The following is a 21895-nucleotide window of genomic DNA, read 5'->3' as shown; positions in this document are numbered from 1 at the left end:
ACTCCTCCTCCCCCCCCCACACCCCCACCCCCCCCCCCCCCCCCCAACCCCGGCCGCCCCCCCGCCTCCCCGACCACCCACAAACCACATCCCCCCCCCTCCCCCCCCCCGCCCCAACAAGCCGACTCAGGGCTGCAGCCAGATCAGCGAAGCGCAGCGCCCGGTGCGAGCGCTGCGGCGATAGGAGTAGAAACGCGGGTCGTTGTAGGTGCAGAGCCCACCACCGCTGACCGCGGTGACACCGATGGCAGCCAGGCGAATGCGCGCCAGTTGGTAGATATCGGCCATGAACTTGCCGGCATTGACGCTGGGCACGAATGCACTGGCAGCCTCGGCATGCTGCTGCACGAAAGCCTCGCGCACCTCGGCGCCCACCTCGAAAGCGGCCGGGCCGATAGCCGGACCGAGCCAGACCAGCAGCTCATGCGGTGCGACGTCCAGCGCCTTGACGGTCGCCTCCAGCACACCACCGGCCAGTCCACGCCAACCGGCATGGGCCGCTGCCACACGGGTACCGGCGCGGTCGCAGAACAACGCTGGCAGGCAATCGGCGGTCATCGCCGTGCAGGCGATACCAGGGGTGGCCGTCCAGTTGCCATCGGCTTCGATGACCACAGCCGGATCGGCTTCGGCCACCACGATGCCGTGCACCTGGCGCAACCAGGCCGGCTGGCACCCCAGGGCATCGACCAGATGCTGACGGTTGCTTGCCACCGCAATCGGGTCGTCCTCGACATGATCGCCCAGGTTGAAGGTATCGAACGGCGCGGCGCTGACACCGCCACTGCGCGTGGTGACGCAAGCACGTACATTGGCTGGCGCAGGCCAGTCGGGCGTCAGCCAATCGTGGGCACTCACCCGACGAACGCCTCGCGATCCTGGCGCAGCAGGGTCAGCAGCCACACCAGATCATCCGGCAGCGCCGACTCCCACTTCATGCGCTTGCCGGTAGCCGGGTGATCCAGTTCGAGAAAGCGCGCGTGCAAGGCCTGACGCGGAAACTCCTTGAGGCTCTGCACCAGAGTCGGGCTGGCCGCTGGCGGAATGCGGAAACGGCCGGCATAGACAGGGTCGCCCACCAGCGGATAGCCAACGTGGGTCATGTGTACGCGAATCTGGTGGGTACGCCCGGTTTCCAGCTTGACGCGCACATGGGTGTGCGAGCGGTAGCGCTCGAGCACGCGGTAGTGACTGATCGCCGGCTTGCCGCCATCGGTCACCGCCATGCGCTGACGCTGGCTGGAGCTGCGCCCAATCGGCGCATCGATGGTGCCGCCAGCAGTGATCACACCGATGCTGATGCATTCATAGATGCGGCTGACAGAACGCTTCTGCAGTTGCTCGACCAGATTGGTCTGCGCCTGCAGGGTCTTGGCCACCACCATCAGGCCAGTGGTGTCCTTGTCCAGACGATGGACGATGCCGGCGCGCGGTACGTTGACGATATCCGGCACGTGATGCAGCAAGGCATTGAGCAAGGTGCCGTCGGCATGTCCGGCAGCCGGGTGCACCACCAGACCTGCGGGTTTGTCGATCACCAGCAGGTGTTCGTCCTCATAGACGATGTTCAGTTCGATGTCCTGCGCGATCCACTCGCCCTGAGCTTCCTGCTCGGCATCGAGCACCAGCGTCGAGCCGGCATGCACGGTATCGCGCGGGCGCGCCACGGCGCCATCGACAGTCAGGCGACCTTCCTTGATCCAGGTGGAAAGGCGCGAACGGGAGAACTCGCCAAACAGCTGCGCAGCCACCTGGTCGAGACGTTGACCGCCCTGTTCAAAGGGGACAATGGCCTGGAGTTGGATCAGCTGTTTGTTTATAGAAGTCATCTTCGGCAACGGCGGGAGCCTGGCCTTTGGTTTCGGCGACAGGCTTGTGGTTAAATACGGCGTCTTTGCCCCAGGGTTTTCCGGGGGCGCTCATCATAACAGGACGGCCGCGCGGCCGTCACAGGGACGCAAGCCGCCATGCAAGTGAAACACCTGCTGCTGATCGCCATCCTCGCCCTTACCGCCGCCTGTTCCTCCAAACAGGCGGAGGTCGATGAAAACCTCAGCGAGGTGGAGCTGTACCAGCAGGCCCAGGCCGACCTGGACAACCGCAGCTACACCCAGGCCATCGCCAAACTCAAGGCGCTGGAGTCGCGCTATCCGTTCGGGCGCTACGCCGAGCAGGCTCAGCTGGAACTGATCTTCGCCTACTACAAGAATGCCGAGCCGGAGGCTGCGAAGTCTTCGGCTGAGCGCTTCATCCGCCTGCACCCGCAGCATGCCAACGTCGACTACGCCTACTACCTCAAGGGTCTGGCCTCGTTCGACCAGGACCGTGGCCTGCTGGCGCGCTTTCTGCCGCTGGACATGACCAAGCGTGACCCGGGCGCCGCGCGCGACTCCTACAACGAGTTCGCCCAGCTCACCAGCCGTTACCCGACCAGCCGCTACGCCCCGGACGCCAAACAGCGCATGATCTACCTGCGCAACCTGCTGGCCGCCTACGAAGTGCACGTCGCCCACTACTACCTGACCCGTCAGGCCTATGTCGCCGCCGCCAACCGTGGCCGCTACGTGGTGGAGAACTTCCAGGAAACGCCATCGGTCGGTGACGGCCTGGCAATCATGACCGAGGCTTATCAGCGTCTGTCCATGGACGACCTGGCTGCCACCAGCCTGGAGACCCTCAAGCTCAACTATCCGGACCACCCCAGCCTGGAGAACGGCCAGTTCGTCCCGCTTGAAGAAGAAGCAGACAACCGCTCCTGGCTGGCCAAGGCCACGCTCGGTCTGATCGAAACCGAGACGCCGCTGCCGCCGGGCGAAACCCGCGCCAGCCAGGACGTGATCCGCCAGTACGAAGACGCCGCGCAGCAGATTCCGCGCGAACTGCAGCAGGACGCCAAGACCGGCGAAACCGCGAAGAAGCGCTCGATCTGGAGCTACCTGACCTTCGGTCTGTTCGACTGATCGACACGGCAGCGCAGAAGGGGGGGCCACGGCCTCCCTTTTTTGTGCCCACGGATTTCATCCAGGCCATCGGCCCGCCTCCGACTTGCGGCCCGCCCCTTGGAATCAGCTCACAGCCTGCCACCGCCCCCCTGTGCCGATGGTCTCAGCTTGGCTAAACTGCCGGCTTTAACCGGATAAAAGAGCACACCATGGGCCTGTTCCGCCTGCTGTTCTGGGTTGCCGTGATCTTCGCCGCAATCTGGATCTGGCGCCGCTTCATCAGCAAAGCCAAGCGCCCTCGCTCGAGCGAGGACAAGAGCACCGCAGCCCCCATGGTGCGTTGTGCCCACTGCGGCGTGCACATTCCCAAGACCCAGGCGCTGAGCCAGGATCAGCAGTGGTACTGCAGCCAGGCCCACCTCGAACAAGGCCCGCACACCGGTGACCGCTGACATCAGCGCACAGGGCAACACTCAGGGTCGACGCATCCTCAGGCTCTATCACTTTTATCGCCTGAGCATCGGCCTGGCGCTGATCCTGATGATCTCCAGCAATCTCGACGAGCAGTTGCTGGACGTCGCGCATATCGAGCTGTTTCGTACTGGCAGCTGGGTTTACCTGATCCTCAACATCTTCATCGCCGTACTGGTGCAGAAACCCAAGCACCTGATGCAGCTGTTCAGCCTGGCGCTGGTCGACGTGATCTTTCTCTCCGCGCTGTTCTACGCAGCCGGCGGCACGCCCAGCGGCATCGGCAACCTGCTGGTAGTCGCGGTGGCCATCGCCAATATCCTGCTGCGCGGGCGAATCGGCTTGCTGATCGCCGCCGTCGCCGCCATGGCGCTGATCTACCTGACCTTCTACCTCAGCCTCAGCCGCCCGGCCGCCGCCGCCCAGTACGTGCAGGCCGGCGCCCTCGGCGCACTGTGTTTCGCTGGTGCATTGTTCATTCAGGGCATCACCCGCCGCCTGCAGGTCAGCGAGAGCCTGGCCGAACAGCGCGCCGCCGACGTCGCCAACCTCGAAGAGCTCAACGCGCAGATCCTGCAGCGCATGCGCACCGGCATCCTGGTGCTCGATACCCAGCACCGTGTGCTGCTGGCCAACCAGGGCGCGACCCAGCTACTGGGGCGCGGCGAGCTGACTGGCAAGATCATCGACCCACACTGCCCGGAGCTGCTCAAGCGCCTGCAACAGTGGCTGCACAACCCCACCCTGCGCCCGGACAGCCTGCAGGCACAGGTCGACGGTCCAATGCTGCAACCCAGTTTCATTTCCCTGCAGCGCGGCGACCAGCAGCACACGCTGGTGTTTCTCGACGACATCTCGCAGATCGCCCAGCAGGCGCAGCAGCTCAAACTGGCCTCGCTCGGCCGCCTGACCGCCGGTATCGCCCACGAGATTCGCAACCCGCTCGGCGCCATCAGCCATGCCGCACAGTTGCTGCAGGAGTCGGAGGACCTGCAAGGCCCGGATCAGCGCCTTGCGCAGATCATTCAGGATCACTCCAAGCGCATGAACCTGGTGATCGAGAACGTCCTGCAACTGTCACGCAGGCGCCAGGCCGAACCGCAACTGCTTGACCTGAAGTACTGGCTTCACCGTTTCGCCAGCGAGTTTCGCAGCTCGGCACCGAGCGATCGGCAGATCCACCTGGAAACCCAGGGCGGCAGCCTGCAGACGCGCATGGACCCACACCAGTTGACCCAGGTGCTGACCAATCTGGTGCAGAACGGCTTGCGCTACAGCGCGCAGAAACATCGGCTCGGCCAGGTCTGGCTGCGCCTTTTCCGCGACGAGAGCAGTGACCTGCCGGTGCTGGAGATCCTCGACGACGGCCCCGGCGTGCCGCCCGAGCAGGAACAGCACATCTTCGAGCCCTTCTACACTACCGAGAACAAGGGCACCGGCCTCGGCCTGTATATTTCTCGCGAGCTGTGCCAGAGCAACCAGGCTCGCCTCGACTATAAACCTCGTGAAGGTGGCGGCAGTTGCTTTCGCATCACCTTCGCCCATCCGCGCAAACTGAGCTGAGCATGAACCGTCAGAGAGCCCTTATCGTCGACGACGAGCCCGATATCCGCGAGTTGCTGGAAATCACCCTCGGACGTATGAAGCTGGACACCCGCAGCGCCCGCAACGTCAAGGAAGCACGCGAATGGCTGGCGCGCGAACCGTTCGACCTGTGCCTGACCGACATGCGCCTGCCCGACGGTACCGGCCTGGATCTGGTGCAACACATCCAGCAGCGCCACCCGCAGGTTCCTGTGGCGATGATCACCGCTTACGGCAGCCTGGATACCGCGATCAACTCGCTCAAGGCCGGCGCCTTCGACTTCCTCACCAAACCGGTGGACCTCGGCCGCCTGCGCGAACTGGTGGCGACCGCCCTGCGCATTCGCGCGCCCGAAGGTGAGGAAACGCCAGTCGACAGCCGCCTGCTCGGCGACTCGCCACCGATGAAGTCGCTGCGCAAGCAGATCCTGAAGCTTTCGCGCAGTCAGGCACCGGTTTATATCAGCGGCGAATCGGGCAGTGGTAAGGAGCTGGTTGCCCGCCTGATCCATGAGCAGGGCCCACGCATCGAACAACCGTTCGTACCGGTCAACTGCGGCGCGATACCCTCGGAGTTGATGGAAAGCGAGTTCTTCGGCCACAAGAAAGGCAGCTTCACCGGCGCCGTCGAAGACAAGCAGGGGCTGTTCCAGGCAGCCAATGGCGGCACCCTGTTCCTCGACGAGGTCGCCGACCTGCCGCTGCCGATGCAGGTCAAACTGCTACGCGCGATTCAGGAAAAGGCCGTGCGCGCCGTCGGCGGCCAGCAAGAAGTGGTGGTCGATGTACGCATCCTCTGCGCCACCCACAAGGATCTTGCCGCCGAAGTCGCCGCCGGCCGCTTCCGTCAGGACCTCTACTACCGCCTAAACGTCATCGAACTGCGCGTACCGCCGCTGCGTGAACGTCGCGAAGATATCGCCCAGCTGGCTGACGTGATGCTCGCGCGCCTGGCCGATGGTACCGGTCTGGTCGCCGCCAAACTGCACCCCGACGCACTGGAAAAGCTGAAGAGCTATCGTTTCCCTGGCAACGTGCGCGAGCTGGAAAACATGCTCGAGCGCGCCTATACCCTGTGCGAAGACGACCAGATCACGCCCAGCGACCTGCGCCTGGCCGACGCCTGCGGCCCCAACAGCGAAACCGGCGAAGCCAGCCTGGCGCAAATCGACAACCTAGAGGATTACCTCGAAGACATCGAACGCAAGCTGATCATGCAGGCCCTGGAAGAAACGCGCTGGAACCGCACAGCGGCGGCTCAGCGCCTGGGCCTGACCTTCCGCTCGATGCGCTATCGACTGAAGAAGCTGGGTATCGACTGAGACAAGACCCTGCTCACGCCTGTGTAGGAGCCGGCTTGCCGGCGATCAAGACAGCCTGCGCCGAGTCCTGAAGCCCCAGACAAGGTATCAGTGCAACCGCCCCGCTGGCGCATAAGGCGCCGGATCAATGATCGGCTCACGCCCAAGCATCAGATCAGCCAGCAACTGACAGGAGGCTGGCGCCAGCACCAACCCATTGCGGAAATGCCCGCAGTTGAGCCATAGACCTGGATACGAGGGCACTTCCCCGATAAAGGGAATGCCTTCCGGCGAGCCGGGCCGCAAGCCGGCCCAATGCCCCACCACTTCAGCATCCTTGAGTGCAGGTAAAAGCTCCTCGGCCGATGCTTTCAGGCTTTCCAGCGCGTTATCGGTCGGCGTCTTGTCGAACCCTGCATACTCCAGCGTGCTGCCAATCAGGATATGACCATCGCGCCGCGGAATCGCATAACGCCCCTTGGCCAATACCATGCTTGGCAGAAAATCCTCGGAGCACTTGTAGAGAATCATCTGCCCTTTCACTGGCTCGACCGGCAACTCCAGCCCAAGTGTCTTGAGCAACTCACCACTCCAGGCTCCCGCAGCCAGTACCACGCGCTCGGCACGAATTTCGCCATCTGCCGTGGTCACTCCGCAAATCTGCCCGCCCTCTTGGATGAAACCGGTAACCGGACAGTGCTCGCGCACCTCCACATTCGGCATGGCCGACAAAGCCGCCTGCAGCGCCTTGACCAGCCGAGGGTTACGTACATTGGCTACACCCGGCATATGAATGGCACGCGTGAAGCCCTGCCCCAGTACAGGCACCTGCTGATAAGTCTCGGCAATATCCACTGGCAGCAGCGCACGCCCCTCTCGCGCAGCCCAGGCCAGCGCTTCAGCCTCGTCATCCAGATCAAGCCAGTACAGCCCGGTGACATGCACCTCGGGATCGACGCCGGTGTCCTCCAGCAAGCGCTGACCAAAGCCCGGATAGAAATCCTGCGACCAATGCGCCAACGCCGTCACCGCCGCACTGTAACGCCAGGGATAGAGCGGAGAAACGATACCGCCACCGGCCCAGGAGGATTCGCGGCCAACCTGCTCTGCCGATTCGACAAGAACCACGCTCGAACCCGCACACGCCAATTGATAACTACTCAGCAACCCAATGGCACCACCACCGACCACTACAACGTCTCCCCCCACCGCTCACCTCACTCCCCGAATACTTGACAGCTCACGACCTTGTTCTAAACACAATGTAGCGGTCAGGAAGGCCGCATCATACGTGCAAAAGGAATCGCACCATGGATCGGAATCAACAAAAGGCTTTGAGCCTCGTCGAACTTTTAATTGCCTTGCTTGTACTAGGCATCCTGTCTACTTTCGCAGTCCCCACCTTCGGAAAGCTCCTGCAAGACAAGCGGGACGAAGCCTTACGCAATTTGCTACGGAGCCATCTGCAGCACGCAAGGACACAAGCTGTCCTCAACAATCATCAGTATCGACTATGCGGCTCCAGTAATGGCATCACCTGCGATGGCGGTTGGGCGAACCATTGGCTGATCACCACAAACCACCCATTCCAGATTCACCAGCTACAGCAACTGCCAGCGAATAACGGCCTGTGCTGGCAAGGCTTCGGCAAAGACATCCGTTACCAGCCAAACGGAACCACCCCGGTGAGCAATGGCCGCTTCAACCTATGTCGAGAAGGGAAAACGATCTGGGCAATGACGATCAACCGCCAGGGACGTGTGCGAGACTCCAGCGCCGAAACGCGCCAAAGCTGCTGCCCAACCAACCATACCGATACTTGAACCACTCATCCCCCTTCCCGCAGACAAGCGCAAGTTGGCTAGGCAGTATTCCGCTGTCCCACTGTACCCAGAGCCAATAGCCATGCCCTACGCCAAGGACCGCAAGCTTCTTGTCGCCCGCCCGCCTCTATATAGGCGGGCGAGCGGCTTCACTCTGATCGAGCTGATGGTCATCGTGGCCCTACTGGGCGTCTTTGCCGCCATCGCAATACCCAATTTCACCCAGTTCATCAACAACAACCGCACCCAATCCGCGAATAATGAAGTACTAGCTCTGCTGCAATACGCCCGCAGTGTTGCCGTCGCACAACGCATTACCGTCAGCGTCTGCCCTGGGGATGATACCTGGCTGGCAAAAATAAAAGACTGTACATCCAGTTCGGAAACTCTACGCAGCATGGAGGTGCCCAGCGGCACCTCCATCAGCTCCAATCCGAACGAAATGGCCTTCCGCCAAAACGGTGTTGCTGTCGCATCAGCAACTATCCAGACCTGCCGTCAGGACGACTTCTCCAACGGCTACACCATTTCATTGAAGAGCGCCGGCAGCATCCGCACCTATGCAAGAGGCAAATCGGGGCCAGGAGCTGATGACAACATGAGCGGCTGCGACGCGAACGACGATGAGGCGGAGGAAGGAGAAGAAGACAATGGCTAACGCACTTGGAAAACGTCGTTCGTCCGGTTTCAGCATGATCGAAGTGCTGGTTACTCTGGTTCTGATCAGCATCGGCGTACTCGGAATGGTCGCTTTGCAAGCCCGTACTATCCAGTACACACAAGACGCCGTACAACGTAACACCGCCGCCATGCTCGCCAACGATCTAGTAGAACTAATGCGTGCCATGCCGGATGGGCTGGACAGTTTCTACAAAGCGACCAGTACCACTTTTCCCAATCTTCCAGCCGCCGGTTGCACACCCTTGCCTGCTGACGCAGCAGGCCAACTGAGTTGTTGGGCGGAAAGAGCCAAATCTGCGTTACCCGGCGCCAGTGATCTGCTTAACAGCGAGTTCTATATCTGTCGTACAACCACCGCAAACACCTGCAGTGGAAGCGGCGACGCCATAGAAATCCAGCTTGCCTGGCAAGTCAGATCAGGTGACTGCATGGCGCCTCAGGTAGTTGAGGATGAAGAAAATGAAGACAGCGACTCTCAAGTCGTCTGCCACTACCGCCTGCGCACTCAGATATAGGAAATCAAAATGAATCACCATGGAGACCAGGCAGGGCTTTCACTGGTAGAACTGATGGTGGCCCTGGCCATCAGTAGCTTCCTAATTCTTGGGGTCACGCAGATCTATATCGACAATAAGCGCAGCTACGCCTTCCAGCAAAACCAGGCTGAAAACCAGGAAGGTGGTCGGTATACCCTGCTGTTGCTGCAACAGGAACTGGCTAAGGCCGGCTATCGCCGCCGACCTGACATTCCATTCGACGAAGCCTTTCCGGCCAGCAACGCCCTCGACTGCGACTTCGGCACAGGCCGGGCCGCCAAACAGTTTGGAACGTCGCAGAACGCCATCTGCATTCGCTATCAACCGCACAACCATCTTGAGCGAGATTGCCTGGGCAACCTGCCGGTCAATGCTGCAGCTATTGAAGACTCTCCGTATACCGACGCGGGCGAAATCATCGTCGAGCGTCTTTATCTGGACGGTAACACTCTGATGTGTCAGACCGCCCATATAACTAGCACCACAGTCACAGCCACCGGTGAACTGGTTAGCGGTATCGCCGACCTGCGCTTCGAGTTCGGCGTCGGTACCGCAAGCGACGACCGTAGGGTCAGCAAATATATAGCCACTCCCGATGGCCCGGTTCTGACTATCCGCTACACCGCCCTGATGCGCAGCAGCAACCCCAATCTGCGCGAAGGTATCGATGCGGACACTGCTCTGGACAATTGGATGAACGTCACTGGCATCAGCGCAGAAGACACAACCGTTGCAGCTCTGAAAACTGCCGACAAAGGCAATCTGTATCAGATTTCACAAAGTGCGGTAATGCTGAGGAACCTGCTGCCATGACTCTCTCCCTACCCACCCACCAAAAGGGTTCCACACTTTTCGTTGCACTGATCATGTTGCTGGTGATCACTCTTCTCGCCCTCTCCGGCACTCGCGAAGTCGTCTTGGAGTCACGGATTACCGGTAATTTCATCGAACAACAGAAACTGCTCAATGACGCCGAAGCCACCCTGAGAGAAGGTGAAAAACTGCTAGCACTAGGTAATAAGCCGGTCGAGCCAAACTGTGCAGAAGGCACTAGCTACTGCCTTCGAAATGAAGAGCCTAGCTATGCACAAGATTTCAATATGGGCGCCCGAACCTATGCTTTTGTCACTGGCGATAGTAGTGCCAACGAATGGTACGCCGTTCCAGCCCCCTCCGGCGCAACCGAAGGCCAGGCAGAGAACCCCGAGTATGGCAATATGATGCTCGGAATTGGCACCTTTCGTTATGAGATAAATGCCGTATCAGAGAGCACCATAACCGGCCACAAAGCAAACCTGCGCACCACCACAGCCAAAGTATTTAACTAAAAGGACAGGGCCATGAACACTGTTCACTCGCTCGCTAAATCCCTTCTGGGTGCTCTCTGGGTAGGTGCCGCTCTGCACTCCGCCATAGCTCACGCAAACAATGCCCCCGCACAAACACCATTGTTCGTTAGCCAGTCCGTGGCGCCACTGAACATGCTGGTCATGGGCCGCGATCACAAGCTTTACTACGAGGCCTACAATGACGCCTCCGACCTGGATGGCGATGGTGCCCTTGACGTCGGCTTCAAACCAAGCATTACCTATTACGGCTACTTCAATACCGCAGCCTGCTACAGCCATACCAATGGCCGCTTCGAACCCACCGCAGTAGCTGGTACTGGGAACACCTGCAGCAGCGCTTGGAGTGGCAACTTCCTTAACTACTTGGCAACCTCACGCATGGATGCACTGCGTAAGGTGCTTTACGGCGGTTACAGGGCAACCGATACAGCCAGCGAAACTGTTTTGCGCGCAGCCTTCATCCCCCAAGATGCGCATAGTTCCGGCAAAGAGTACGACCCACTCAGAGACAACTTCGATATTAGCCTTTACGCACCACTCTCGAACCCGGGAGCAGGCTATCGTCATATGTTCGCTGTCACCACCCTGACCAATGGTGGAACGCCAATCCTACGTGTATTAACCAACAGCCAATATAGAGTCTGGGACTGGGTATCTAAAGAGGGACCGGTAGCAAGCGGGAACTGTGTGAACAACAGTACGTCCTGTACCAGAGACAGTGCGAATAACTGGGCCATTGCACCAACTAGCTTCTTTCCTAACGGACTAACCATCAGAACCCGAAGCGACAATACGGGAAATCCTGGCAACAGAACTGCAATGGACAACCTGTTCAGCGCAAATCATCCAGTCTGCGGAACAGGCAGCGTTTCGCGGATCAATACTATAGGCCAGGACAACAACCCGTTTGCAGGAATTAACGGTTGTACCCATGACAACTATCACACACTGATTACCGGCACCATGAGGGTTCCGGTTACAGGCACCTATAGTTTCGGGGTAAACGGCGACGACGCCGTAGACTTCTATGTCGGCTCCACAAGAGTGGCTTACTGGTATAATGGGCACGGCGCGAATGCCAACCAACCTGGCGGTACCACTGGCACCATTGCCTTGACTGCAGGGACAGACTACACCATCAGATTCCGCCACGAGGAAGGTGGCGGTGGCGACAGTTGGCAACTCTACTATCAGCCGCCAAATGGCGCTGCCAGCACCATGACCGATTATGCCCTAAACGTTCTTGCATGCCCGAGTAACGCCAACCTGCGAGAAGGTAACTGCAAGGCATACTCTGGCAGCAACGGTAACGTCGGCTATAAACCGACAGGCATCCTGCACGACTTCGGCGAAAACGACTCAATGAAGTTCGGTCTGTTGACAGGCTCCTACGCAAAGAACACCAAAGGCGGCGTACTACGCAGCAACATTGGCTCCTTCGCTCGAGAGATCAACACTGCAACCGGACAATTCAATACTAACGTCACAGACGGTATCGTTACGACGCTGGATAAACTTCGCATTGTCGATTTCAGCTATTCAAATCCCGCCTACCAGTACACAAATTGTGGCTGGATCGCCGACATGCCCATCACATCGAAAGCTGATGGCGTATGTGCTATGTGGGGTAACCCTTTGGCCGAAATGGCATTCGAAGGGCTACGTTACTTTGCTGGAGCCAGCAGTGGCTCCAGCGTCTATACCTATGCCAGCGGAGCCAGAGATACACAATCGGATCTCAACCTGCCTGCACCAACATGGGTCCCACCCTATGTAGCCAGACCCAATGGCGCAGGGGAGCGGAGCTGTGCCGTACCGGTGATGACGCTAATCAGTGATATCAACCCATCCTATGACTACACCCTGCCAGGCGGCCGCTACAATGCCGAAGGAGATAGCTTCGAACTACCAACGGCAATCAGCGATCTGGACGTTTCCAGCGCGACCGATGCTATCGGCACAGCGGAGGGGATAAACGGCAAGACATTCTTTATTGGCCAGTCCGCTGCGAACAACGCCGACAATGCACCAACCGCCAAGGTCATCAATAACTTGTCCTTTGCGCGCGGTTTATCACCGGAGGAACCAAGCAAGCAAGGCACCTTCTACACCGCCGGCATCGCTAAATACGCTGCAGAGAATGTAGTCGGTGGCGATCAAAAGATGCTGACTTACTCCATCGCACTGGCCTCACCACTGCCACAAATCCAATTCCCCATCGGCACCGATGGCAGTCAAAGCATCACCCTCGTGCCGTTCGCAAAATCTGTGGGTGGTGGTTATAACATCGACCCTGCAAGTAATTTCCAACCAACTAACCAGATTGTCGACTACTACGTAGTAACGATTGCAAACACCACGGGAACCAGCGGAGCCGACTACAACGCCAACATCAATGGAGGCCGACCCTACGCGCAGTTCCGCATCAACTACGAAGATGTCGAACAAGGTGCCGACCATGATATGGACGCTATCTCCCTGTACACCTTGTCCGTTGAGGCTAATGGTTCGCTGAAAGTGAAGATAGACTCCGAATATGCCTCTGGTGGTATTATTCAGATTATGGGGTACGTCATTTCCGGCACTACTGCTGACGGTATTTATCTTGAAGTCCGCGATGAAGATACCAATGGCGACCATGCCTACAAACTGAACACACCTCCTAACCGAGCCCCAGGCTGGTGCGACAATGCTACCAATCTAGCCACGACCGAGTGTCGACGTTTGCCCTTATCGACCGAGCGCAACTTCAGCGCGGCAGCCAACACTGACGGAGCTGGTTTTCTCAAAGATCCTCTATGGTATGCCGCTAAATATGGTGTCCCGGACAGGAACCCCGCCGAAGTTTCTGGCGATCCAGACAACTATTTCTTGGTCACCAACGCTCTAACTTTGAAAGATCAACTGACCAAGGCATTCAACGATGTATTGCAACGTAACAACTCGGTCACTAGTCCAGCTATTAAACCGACCACGCCCCAAACAGCTGATAGCGAGTTTTTCGTCTACCGGACGGACTACAACGTTGAAACCTGGAGTGGCAACCTGATCAAGGAAACCATCGACACTACAAGCACGAGCAATGAGCGTACATCACTCTGGAATGCTGCTTCAGGTAGCGCGGCAAATCGCACCATCAAGATGGCTAGCGGCGCAAGCTTGGTTGATTTCAACTGGAACAACCTCTCCGACGATCAGAAAGCTGCACTAAATACAAATCCGCAAACCGCCCTAATTGATAATGCAGGAGAGCAACGCTTAAGCTTCATCAAAGGTGAAAATGATAGCTTCCGCAGACGTAGCAATCGCTTACTAGGAGATATCATTAACTCCAATCCTGTAGTCGTGGAAGGCGCACAGTACTTGCACTATCTAGCCAATTCCATCGAGTCAGGCAGCAACTACAGTACATTCGCTGAAGACATAAAAGATCGTTCACCTCTAGTATTTGTGGGTTCCAACGGCGGCATGCTGCATGCTTTTGATACCGAAACTGGCGCAGAGAAATTCGCCTTCGTACCAAGCGCCGTGATTCCGAACCTAAATAAACTAACCAGCTCCAGCTATAACGAGGATGGCGGCGAGCACCACTTCTTTGTAGATGGAACACCGGTGGTACGAGACGTCTATATAAATAACGAATGGCGCACTGTACTGGTCGGAACTTTACGAGCAGGCGGACGCTCCATTTTCGCTCTAGACATAACTGATACCAATGATATAAGCCTACTCTGGGAGCTAAACGAGGGAGGCGATCTACAAGGTGAAGAGAGCCTGAGCGATGTAGGCTATAGCTTCCCCGTACCCACCATCGCCCGCCTGCAGAATGGCAACTGGGCGGTGGTCACCGGAAACGGTTACGACAGTGCGAGCAATCGCGCTGTACTGTTCCTGATCGATATCGCTACCGGTGAGTTAACCAAGATCCCCACACGCGAGGAAGACGCAAGCAATGGCTTGTCCTCGGTCAGAGTCGCGGACAACAACAGCGATGGTATCGCCGACTTCGTCTATGCTGGTGATCTACAGGGCAACCTCTGGCGCTTCGATCTGGACCCCACCGGCAGTGGTAGCTCAGACGCCTATAAATTGTCCTTTGGCGGCAGTCCTCTGTTCACTGCCAAAGATGGAAATGCCAGCTCGGCAAATACTCAAGCCATCACCGCCCCCCCTTCGCTTGTGCGCCACCCAAGCTTGAAGGGTTATATCGTGATGTTTGGTACCGGCCGCTACTTCCAGATGACCGACAAAGAAACGGATAAACTTGATACCCTCTATGGTATCTGGGACATGGAGACCATTGGCGCCTCCCCTGACGCAACTCCAAACCTAAGTCGGAGTAATCTCCAGGAACAAACGTTCACCCTAGAAACCACCAATACTTGGAATGAGAACAACCCGAACCAGCCCAACGTCACGAAAAGCATCAGGGTTTTGAGCTCTAACCCCATTACATGGGCGCAGTCCAATGCAGATAATAGTGGAAAATTTGGTTGGTACCTCGATCTAAAAGTAGGGAACACTACTGATGGAGAGCGGATCGTCGATGAAATGGCTGCACGCGGACAGGTACTACTTTTCACTTCTCGAACCCCCAGCGATGATCCCTGTGAAGCAGGGCTGACAGGCTGGACGTATGGAATTAATCCATATACTGGAGGCCGTACTAGCTTCAACGTATTTGACTTTGACAGGAGCGGAACGGTGAGCACCGGCGACAGCTATAACGGTACGGTTGTATCAGGCTATGAAACTCCTGCAGGCGGTATTAGTTTGAGCGGTAATACTCTATTCAGCACCGACGGCTCCTCCATTACCGTTGATTTTGGCGCTAGCGTATCAGGCCGGCAAAGCTGGCAAATTCTTCCGGAGGATGAATGATGAAGTTGCAGGCTACGTCCATGCAGGGCTTTACCCTTATTGAGGTGATGGTAGTAGTGGCGATAATCGGCATTCTTGCCGCTATCGCTTATCCCAGCTACGACGAATACGTCAAACGTGGGCATCGCTCGGAGGGTATGGCACTACTGAGTGACATCGCTGCGCGCCAGGAGCGCTACTACTCCCAAGCCCACACCTACATCACAACATCTAGTGACTTGAATAAACTGGGTTTAACCGTGACATCTGGAAGTGTGCGCTCAGCAACTGGAAAGTACTCAGTCGCTGTCGAAAAACTCAACAATGATGGCGGATATACCCTGACGGCCACTCAGAATTTTGGCGATACCAAATGCGGAAACCTGACCCTCAATGCCCAGGGTACAAAAGGCCGCAGTGCTAGCGATGGGAGAAGCATCGAGGACTGCTGGAAATAGCTCCCTCTATACTGAAAAGCCCCGATCTATTGATCGGGGCTTCCTTCATAGAGCCTTGACCCGTAACTCCTTCGGCATCGAAAACGTGATGTTCTCCGGCCGCCCATCCAACTCCACCTCCCCCACCGCCCCCCAAGCACGCAATTGCTCTACCACCCCGCGCACCAACACCTCCGGCGCAGAAGCGCCGGCGGTAATGCCTACACCACCGACTCCGTCGAACCATTCGCTCTTGAGATCTTCAGCGCCATCGATCAGGTAGGCCGGTGTGCCCATGCGTTCGGCCAGCTCACGCAGGCGGTTGGAGTTGGAGCTGTTCGGGCTGCCGACCACCAGCAGTACATCGCACTCGCTGGCCAGTTGTTTGACCGCGTCCTGGCGGTTTTGCGTGGCGTAGCAGATGTCGTCCTTGCGCGGGCCGCCGATGGCGGGGAACTTGGCGCGCAGGGCGTCGATCACTTTGCTGGTGTCGTCCATGGACAGGGTGGTCTGGGTGACGAAGGCCAGGTTCTCGGGGTTGCGCACCTGCAGTTCGGCGACGTCGGCCTCATCCTCGACCAGGTAGATGGCGCCGCCATTGCTGGCGTCGTATTGGCCCATGGTGCCTTCGACTTCCGGGTGACCTTCGTGACCGATGAGGATGCACTCGCGCCCTTCGCGGCTGTAACGCACCACTTCCATATGCACCTTGGTCACCAGCGGGCAGGTCGCGTCGAAGACCTTGAGCCCCCGGCGCGCGGCCTCGTCACGCACAGCCTTGGAGACGCCGTGAGCACTGAAGATGACGATGACGTCGTCCGGCACCTGGTCCAGCTCTTCGACGAATACCGCGCCTCGTGCACGCAGATCCTCTACCACGAATTTGTTATGCACCACTTCATGACGCACGTAGATCGGTGGGCCGAACACTTCCAGGGCGCGGTTGACGATTTCGATGGCGCGATCGACACCGGCGCAGAAGCCGCGGGGGTTGGCGAGTTTGATATGCATGCTGGCTGTCTCGGTATTGATCGAGGAACGAAACGACGCTATCGGTCGCTCCCGGAAGGTACAGCCTGCGCGGGATCAGTGCAGGCTGCAACAAGAGCTTCGCGGCTGAAGCCGCCCCTACAAGAGCGGCGCCACGGCGCTAAAGCGCCTTGACCTCGATGATTTCCACATCGAAATCCAGCACCTTGCCGGCCAGTGGGTGGTTGAAGTCGATGGTGACCTGCTTGTCATCGAACGCCTTGACCACGCCTGGCAGCTCGGTATTGGCGGCATCGTTGAAGATCACCAGCAGGCCTTCGGACAGCTCCATGCCCTCGAACTGGCCGCGCGGCATGATCTGCACGTTCTGCGGGTTCGGCTGGCCGAAGCCCTGCTCCGGCTGCACCTGCACGCTGCGCTTGTCGCCGGCTTTGAAGCCGTACAGTGCCTGTTCGAAACCAGGCAGCAGGTTGCCATCACCGACCCTGAAGGTCGCCGGCTGTTTGTCGAACGTGCTGTCGACCACATCGCCGTTTTCCAGCTTGAGGGCAAAGTGCAGGGTCACTTCCCTGTCCGGACCGATGCGTACGTCTGTCATTGCGCAGCCTCCTTCGCGGACTTGTCGCTCTTGAACATATCCAGCGCCAGCAGGATCGCGCCGATGGTGATGAAGGTATCGGCCAGGTTGAACGCTGGGAAGAACCAGCGACTCTGCCAGTGCACCAGAATGAAGTCGACCACATGGCCAAGCACCACACGGTCATACAGGTTGCCCAACGCGCCGCCCAGCACCATGGCCAATGCCACGGCCAGCAGGGTTTCATGACGTTTGAGGCGCTTGAGCCAGACCACCAGCACGACGCTGACGACGATGGCGATGGCGGCGAAGAACCAGCGCTGCCAGCCGGCCGCATCAGCCAGGAAGCTGAACGCCGCGCCAGTGTTGTAGGCCAGGGTCCAGTCGAAGTAACCCGGGATGACTTCGATGCGCTGATACATGCTCAGCCCGCCCTCGAAGATGTCCTTGGTCACCCGATCGACGACCAGGATCAGCACGCTCAACAGCAGCCAGGGCAGATGCCCGAAACGCGAGGACTCAGGCATGCTTGCGCACCTCACCTTCGCCTTCGATGTTGCTCACGCAGCGGCCGCACAGCTCCGGATGCGCAGCATGGCTGCCGACATCCGCGCGGAAGTGCCAGCAACGGCCACACTTGGCGTGTGCGGACTTGAGGATCTTCAGCTTCAGACCTTCGACTTCGGTCACTACCGCATCGGCCGGAGCATCGGTCAGCGGTGCGGTCTGCGCCGCCGAGGTGATCAGGGCGAAACGCAGCTCGTCGCCGAGTTTGGCCAGGTCAGCTTGCTTGGCCTCATCGCAGAACAGGGTGACCTCGGCCTGCAGGCTGGCACCGATAGCCTTGGCCGTACGCAGGTTCTCCAGCTCTTTGTTGACTGCCGCCTTGACCGCCATGACGCGATCCCAGTAGGCACGATCCAGCTCGAAGCCTTCCGGCAGGCGCTCCAGGCCGGCGTACCAGGTATTGAGCATCACGGACTCGTTGCGCTCGCCCGGCAGGAACTGCCAGATTTCCTCGGCGGTGAAGGCCAGGATCGGTGCGATCCAGCGCACCAGCGCCTCGCTGATGTGGAACAGTGCGCTCTGGCAGGAGCGACGCGCCACGCTGTCGGCGGCGGTGGTGTACTGGCGGTCCTTGATGATGTCCAGGTAGAAGCCGCCCAGCTCCTGCACGCAGAAGTTGTGCACCTTGGAGTAGACGTTCCAAAAGCGGTAGTCGGCGTAGGCTTCGATGATTTCTTCCTGCAAACGCAGGGCTGCGTCCACGGCCCAGCGGTCGAGGTCGAGCATCTGCTCGGGCTGCAGCAGGTCCTTGGCCGGATCGAAACCGTTGAGGTTGGCCAACATGAAGCGCGCGGTGTTGCGGATACGGCGGTAGGCATCGGCACTGCGCTGCAGGATCACCTTGGACACGGCCATCTCGCCGGAGTAGTCGGTGGACGCAACCCACAGGCGCATGATGTCGGCGCCCAGGCTGTCGTTGACCTCCTGCGGGGCGACCACGTTGCCGAGCGACTTGGACATCTTGCGGCCGTTCTCGTCGACCACAAAGCCGTGAGTCAGCAGCGCCTTGTAAGGCGCGTGGCCATCGATGGCGCTGCCAGTCAGCAGGGACGAGTGGAACCAGCCGCGATGCTGATCCGAACCTTCGAGGTACAGATCGGCGCGCGGGCCGTCGGTGTGACCCATGTCGTGGGAGCCGCGCAGCACGTGCCAGTGCGTGGTACCGGAGTCGAACCACACATCGAGGGTGTCGTTGATCTTGTCGTAGTCAGCTGCTTCAGCGCCAAGCAGCTCGGCGCCGTCGAGTTTGAACCAGGCTTCGATGCCCTCTTGCTCGACGCGCTTGGCGACCTCTTCCATCAGCTCGACAGTGCGCGGGTGCAGCTCGCCAGTGGCCTTGTGCAGGAAGAACGGGATCGGCACGCCCCAGTTGCGCTGACGCGAGATGCACCAGTCAGGACGACCGGCGATCATGCTGTGCAGGCGCGCCTGGCCCCAGGCCGGGACGAACTGGGTCTGCTCGATAGCCGCCAGCGCACGCTCACGCAAGGGCGCACCTTGCTTCGGCTGGGTATCCATGCCGACGAACCATTGTGCGGTGGCGCGGTAGATCAGCGGCGTCTTGTGGCGCCAGCAGTGCATGTAGCTGTGCTGGATCGGCTGATGCTTGAGCAGCGCACCGACCTCGGCCAGCTTCTCGACGATGGCCGGGTTGGCCTTCCAGATGAACTGGCCGCCGAAGAACGGCAGGTCCGGGGTATAGACGCCATTGCTCTGCACCGGGCTGAGAATGTCGTCGTTGCTCATGCCATAGGCTTTGCAGGTGCGGAAGTCGTCCTCACCGTAAGCCGGCGCCGAGTGGACGATACCGGTACCGGCGCCCAGCTCGACGTATTCGGCCAGGTACACCGGCGAGAAACGCTCGTAGAACGGATGACGGAAACGGATCAGATCCAGTGCGGCGCCCTGCGCGGTCGCGATTACCTGACCTTGCAGGCCGTAACGCTGCAGGCAGGATTCGACCAGTTCTTCAGCCAGCAGCAGGAGACGCTCGCCGGTGTCGACCAGCGCGTAGGTGAATTCCGGATGCACGTTGAGCGCCTGGTTGGCCGGGATGGTCCAGGGCGTGGTGGTCCAGATGACGATGGCGGTCGGCTTGCTCAGCTCGCTCAAGCCGAAGGCGGCGGCCAGCTTGTCTGCATCTTCGATTGGGAAGGCAACATCGATGGCATCGGACTTCTTGTCCTGATACTCCACCTCGGCTTCGGCCAACGCTGAGCCGCAGTCGAAGCACCAGTTCACCGGCTTCAGGCCCTTGAACACGAAGCCCTGCTTGACCATCTCGGCCAGGGCGCGGATCTCACCGGCCTCGTTGGCGAAGTCCATGGTCTTGTAGGGGTTGTCCCAGTCGCCGAGCACGCCGAGGCGGATGAAGTCGGCCTTCTGCCCTTCGATCTGCTCGCCAGCATAGGTGCGGCAACGCTCGCGGGTCAGATCCGCCGGCTGATTCTTGCCGAAGGTGGTTTCGACCTTGTGCTCGATCGGCAGGCCATGGCAGTCCCAGCCCGGCACGTAGGGCGCGTCGAAACCGGCCAGGGTCTTGGAGCGGGTGATGATGTCCTTGAGGATCTTGTTTACCGCATGACCGATGTGGATGCTGCCGTTGGCATAGGGCGGGCCGTCGTGCAGGACAAACTTCGGCCGATCTTCGCCAATCTTGCGCAGCTTGCTATACAGACCAATCTCGTTCCAGCGCTGCAGGGTCTGCGGCTCGCGTTGCGGCAGGCCGGCCTTCATCGGGAACTGGGTATCGGGCAGGTTCAGCGTAGCTTTGTAGTCGGTCATTTCGGGCTCTTCATCAGCGGGTGGCTCTGCCAATATTCACGGGCAGCGGCGATATCAGCGGCAATCGCCGCCTTCAGGGCCTCCAGCGAGGCGAAACGCTGCTCATCACGCAGCTTGTGGTGGAAAGCCACCGAGAGACGCCGGCCATACAGATCGCCGGCAAAATCCAGAAGATGCACTTCCAGATGGGCGCTGCCGTCACCGGCAACGCTGGGGCGCACGCCGATATTGGCGACGCCCGGTTGAATCACGCCATCGATTTCACAGCTCACCAGATAAACCCCGGTCAGCGGCACCTTGCGCCGCTTGAGCTGGATATTGGCAGTCGGTGCATCGAGCTGGCGGCCGAGCTTCTGCCCGTGCAACACCCGCCCGGCGATGCGGAACGGCCGCCCGAGCAAGGCTTCGGCCAGTTCGAAATCGCCATCGGCCAGAGCCTGGCGCACACGCGTGCTGCTGACCCGGCCGCCCAGCACTTCGACAGTGGTAGAGGCATCGACGCTGAAGCCGTAACGCTGGCCGGCGGCCTTGAGAAATTCGAAATCGCCGGCGCGGTCGCAGCCGAAGCGGAAATCGTCGCCGATTTCCAGGTCCTTCACGCCAAGGCCATCGACCAGTACGCGCTGGACGAACTCGGCAGCCGATAGCTCGCGCAGGCGGCGGTTGAAGGCCAGGCACAGCACCATGTCGAGGCCTTCGGCAGCCAACAGGGCGAGCTTGTCACGCAGGCGGGTCAGACGCGCCGGCGCGGTGTCCGGACCGAAAAATTCACGCGGCTGCGGCTCGAAGATCACCACACAGCTGGGCACGGCCAATTCCGCGGCACGCTCGCGCAAGCGCGCCAGGATGGCCTGGTGCCCACGATGAACGCCGTCGAAATTACCGATGGTGACCACACAGCCCCGCGCCTGGGGCTGCAGGTTATGAAGACCTCGAACCAGCTGCATAACACGCTTCTTGTTCACAAAGTGGCCGATTATACGCACAGCGCGC

At 59.4% G+C, this 21895-nt stretch carries 19 protein-coding genes; 11 read left to right on the top strand and 8 right to left on the bottom strand.

Features of this window, described 5'->3' with window-relative positions:
* Positions 1-126: 126 nt before the first annotated feature.
* Positions 127-858 (bottom strand): peptidoglycan editing factor PgeF, encoded by a 732-nt coding sequence (gene pgeF / locus EGJ86_RS18005; protein ID WP_125836043.1) that lies wholly within the window; start codon positions 856-858, stop codon positions 127-129.
* Positions 855-1829 (bottom strand): 23S rRNA pseudouridine(1911/1915/1917) synthase RluD, encoded by a 975-nt coding sequence (rluD, locus tag EGJ86_RS18000; RefSeq protein WP_125836042.1) that lies wholly within the window; start codon positions 1827-1829, stop codon positions 855-857. Before rluD ends, pgeF begins: the two co-directional genes overlap by 4 nt.
* 138 nt (positions 1830-1967) lie before the next feature.
* Between rluD and EGJ86_RS17995 the strand changes: the two genes are divergently transcribed.
* From EGJ86_RS17995 to EGJ86_RS17980, 4 genes are all read left to right on the top strand, one after another.
* Positions 1968-2960 carry an outer membrane protein assembly factor BamD gene (locus tag EGJ86_RS17995; RefSeq protein ID WP_125836041.1) on the top strand — a complete coding sequence of 331 codons (993 nt, stop codon included), beginning with the start codon at positions 1968-1970 and terminating at the stop codon, positions 2958-2960.
* A 191-nt stretch (positions 2961-3151) separates the two neighbouring features.
* Complete coding sequence (locus tag EGJ86_RS17990) at positions 3152-3394, top strand: PP0621 family protein (protein WP_074675795.1); 243 nt, start codon at positions 3152-3154, stop codon at positions 3392-3394.
* Positions 3384-4976 (top strand): PAS domain-containing sensor histidine kinase, encoded by a 1593-nt coding sequence (locus EGJ86_RS17985; protein WP_125836040.1) that lies wholly within the window; start codon positions 3384-3386, stop codon positions 4974-4976. Before EGJ86_RS17990 ends, EGJ86_RS17985 begins: the two co-directional genes overlap by 11 nt.
* A 2-nt stretch (positions 4977-4978) precedes the next feature.
* Complete coding sequence (locus tag EGJ86_RS17980; RefSeq protein ID WP_125836039.1) at positions 4979-6319, top strand: sigma-54 dependent transcriptional regulator; 1341 nt, start codon at positions 4979-4981, stop codon at positions 6317-6319.
* A gap of 87 nt (positions 6320-6406) precedes the next feature.
* On the opposite strand, the gene thiO is transcribed toward EGJ86_RS17980, so the two are convergent.
* A complete protein-coding gene (gene thiO / locus EGJ86_RS17975; RefSeq protein ID WP_125836038.1) occupies positions 6407-7507 on the bottom strand; it encodes a glycine oxidase ThiO in 1101 nt (366 codons plus the stop codon).
* 101 nt (positions 7508-7608) lie between these two features.
* Here thiO and EGJ86_RS17970 point away from each other — a divergent pair, with 101 nt between their 5' ends.
* The 7 genes from EGJ86_RS17970 to EGJ86_RS17940 all read left to right on the top strand — a co-directional run bounded on the left by EGJ86_RS17970 (position 7609) and on the right by EGJ86_RS17940 (position 16005).
* Complete coding sequence (locus EGJ86_RS17970; RefSeq protein WP_125836037.1) at positions 7609-8121, top strand: GspH/FimT family pseudopilin; 513 nt, start codon at positions 7609-7611, stop codon at positions 8119-8121.
* An 82-nt stretch (positions 8122-8203) separates the two neighbouring features.
* Positions 8204-8779, top strand: coding sequence for a GspH/FimT family pseudopilin (locus tag EGJ86_RS17965; RefSeq protein ID WP_125836036.1), 576 nt, complete (start codon positions 8204-8206; stop codon positions 8777-8779).
* A complete protein-coding gene (gene pilV, locus EGJ86_RS17960) occupies positions 8772-9317 on the top strand; it encodes a type IV pilus modification protein PilV (RefSeq protein WP_125836035.1) in 546 nt (181 codons plus the stop codon). The genes EGJ86_RS17965 and pilV overlap by 8 nt, the downstream gene beginning before the upstream one ends.
* A 9-nt stretch (positions 9318-9326) precedes the next feature.
* Entirely contained in the window at positions 9327-10151 is an 825-nt protein-coding gene (locus EGJ86_RS17955; RefSeq protein WP_125836034.1) for a PilW family protein, read from the top strand.
* Positions 10148-10666 carry a PilX N-terminal domain-containing pilus assembly protein gene (locus EGJ86_RS17950; protein ID WP_125836033.1) on the top strand — a complete coding sequence of 173 codons (519 nt, stop codon included), beginning with the start codon at positions 10148-10150 and terminating at the stop codon, positions 10664-10666. Before EGJ86_RS17955 ends, EGJ86_RS17950 begins: the two co-directional genes overlap by 4 nt.
* A gap of 12 nt (positions 10667-10678) precedes the next feature.
* Positions 10679-15568, top strand: a complete 4890-nt coding sequence (locus EGJ86_RS17945) for a PilC/PilY family type IV pilus protein (RefSeq protein ID WP_125836032.1) — start codon at positions 10679-10681, stop codon at positions 15566-15568.
* Entirely contained in the window at positions 15565-16005 is a 441-nt protein-coding gene (locus tag EGJ86_RS17940) for a type IV pilin protein (RefSeq protein WP_125836031.1), read from the top strand. Before EGJ86_RS17945 ends, EGJ86_RS17940 begins: the two co-directional genes overlap by 4 nt.
* 45 nt (positions 16006-16050) lie before the next feature.
* Here the strand turns inward: EGJ86_RS17940 and ispH are convergent, their stop codons facing one another.
* The 5 genes from ispH to ribF form a co-directional block, all read right to left on the bottom strand.
* Positions 16051-16995, bottom strand: coding sequence for a 4-hydroxy-3-methylbut-2-enyl diphosphate reductase (gene ispH / locus EGJ86_RS17935; protein ID WP_125836030.1), 945 nt, complete (start codon positions 16993-16995; stop codon positions 16051-16053).
* A gap of 139 nt (positions 16996-17134) precedes the next feature.
* Positions 17135-17572, bottom strand: coding sequence for a peptidylprolyl isomerase (locus tag EGJ86_RS17930; protein ID WP_099522418.1), 438 nt, complete (start codon positions 17570-17572; stop codon positions 17135-17137).
* A complete protein-coding gene (gene lspA / locus EGJ86_RS17925) occupies positions 17569-18078 on the bottom strand; it encodes a signal peptidase II (protein WP_099522419.1) in 510 nt (169 codons plus the stop codon). The genes EGJ86_RS17930 and lspA overlap by 4 nt, the downstream gene beginning before the upstream one ends.
* Positions 18071-20902 (bottom strand): isoleucine--tRNA ligase, encoded by a 2832-nt coding sequence (ileS, locus tag EGJ86_RS17920; protein ID WP_125836029.1) that lies wholly within the window; start codon positions 20900-20902, stop codon positions 18071-18073. The genes lspA and ileS overlap by 8 nt, the downstream gene beginning before the upstream one ends.
* Complete coding sequence (ribF, locus tag EGJ86_RS17915; protein WP_125836028.1) at positions 20899-21849, bottom strand: bifunctional riboflavin kinase/FAD synthetase; 951 nt, start codon at positions 21847-21849, stop codon at positions 20899-20901. The genes ileS and ribF overlap by 4 nt, the downstream gene beginning before the upstream one ends.
* Positions 21850-21895 lie beyond the last annotated feature (46 nt).

It is taken from the genome of Pseudomonas sp. o96-267 (assembly GCF_003935465.1).
Lineage (GTDB): Bacteria > Pseudomonadota > Gammaproteobacteria > Pseudomonadales > Pseudomonadaceae > Aquipseudomonas > Aquipseudomonas sediminis.
Note: the sequence above shows the minus strand (reverse complement) of the source record. Positions and strands in the feature narration are given on the sequence as shown.

Excerpts from the sequence above, each read along its gene's own strand:
- rluD (WP_125836042.1), bottom strand. The coding sequence starts at position 1,829 with ATGACTTCTATAAACAAACAGCTGATCCAACTCCAGGCCATTGTCCCC.
- EGJ86_RS17995 (WP_125836041.1), top strand. The coding sequence starts at position 1,968 with ATGCAAGTGAAACACCTGCTGCTGATCGCCATCCTCGCCCTTACCGCC.
- EGJ86_RS17990 (WP_074675795.1), top strand. The coding sequence starts at position 3,152 with ATGGGCCTGTTCCGCCTGCTGTTCTGGGTTGCCGTGATCTTCGCCGCA.
- EGJ86_RS17980 (WP_125836039.1), top strand. The coding sequence starts at position 4,979 with ATGAACCGTCAGAGAGCCCTTATCGTCGACGACGAGCCCGATATCCGC.
- EGJ86_RS17970 (WP_125836037.1), top strand. The coding sequence starts at position 7,609 with ATGGATCGGAATCAACAAAAGGCTTTGAGCCTCGTCGAACTTTTAATT.
- EGJ86_RS17965 (WP_125836036.1), top strand. The coding sequence starts at position 8,204 with ATGCCCTACGCCAAGGACCGCAAGCTTCTTGTCGCCCGCCCGCCTCTA.
- pilV (WP_125836035.1), top strand. The coding sequence starts at position 8,772 with ATGGCTAACGCACTTGGAAAACGTCGTTCGTCCGGTTTCAGCATGATC.
- EGJ86_RS17955 (WP_125836034.1), top strand. The coding sequence starts at position 9,327 with ATGAATCACCATGGAGACCAGGCAGGGCTTTCACTGGTAGAACTGATG.
- EGJ86_RS17950 (WP_125836033.1), top strand. The coding sequence starts at position 10,148 with ATGACTCTCTCCCTACCCACCCACCAAAAGGGTTCCACACTTTTCGTT.
- EGJ86_RS17945 (WP_125836032.1), top strand. The coding sequence starts at position 10,679 with ATGAACACTGTTCACTCGCTCGCTAAATCCCTTCTGGGTGCTCTCTGG.
- EGJ86_RS17940 (WP_125836031.1), top strand. The coding sequence starts at position 15,565 with ATGATGAAGTTGCAGGCTACGTCCATGCAGGGCTTTACCCTTATTGAG.
- ispH (WP_125836030.1), bottom strand. The coding sequence starts at position 16,995 with ATGCATATCAAACTCGCCAACCCCCGCGGCTTCTGCGCCGGTGTCGAT.
- EGJ86_RS17930 (WP_099522418.1), bottom strand. The coding sequence starts at position 17,572 with ATGACAGACGTACGCATCGGTCCGGACAGGGAAGTGACCCTGCACTTT.
- lspA (WP_099522419.1), bottom strand. The coding sequence starts at position 18,078 with ATGCCTGAGTCCTCGCGTTTCGGGCATCTGCCCTGGCTGCTGTTGAGC.
- ileS (WP_125836029.1), bottom strand. The coding sequence starts at position 20,902 with ATGACCGACTACAAAGCTACGCTGAACCTGCCCGATACCCAGTTCCCG.
- ribF (WP_125836028.1), bottom strand. The coding sequence starts at position 21,849 with ATGCAGCTGGTTCGAGGTCTTCATAACCTGCAGCCCCAGGCGCGGGGC.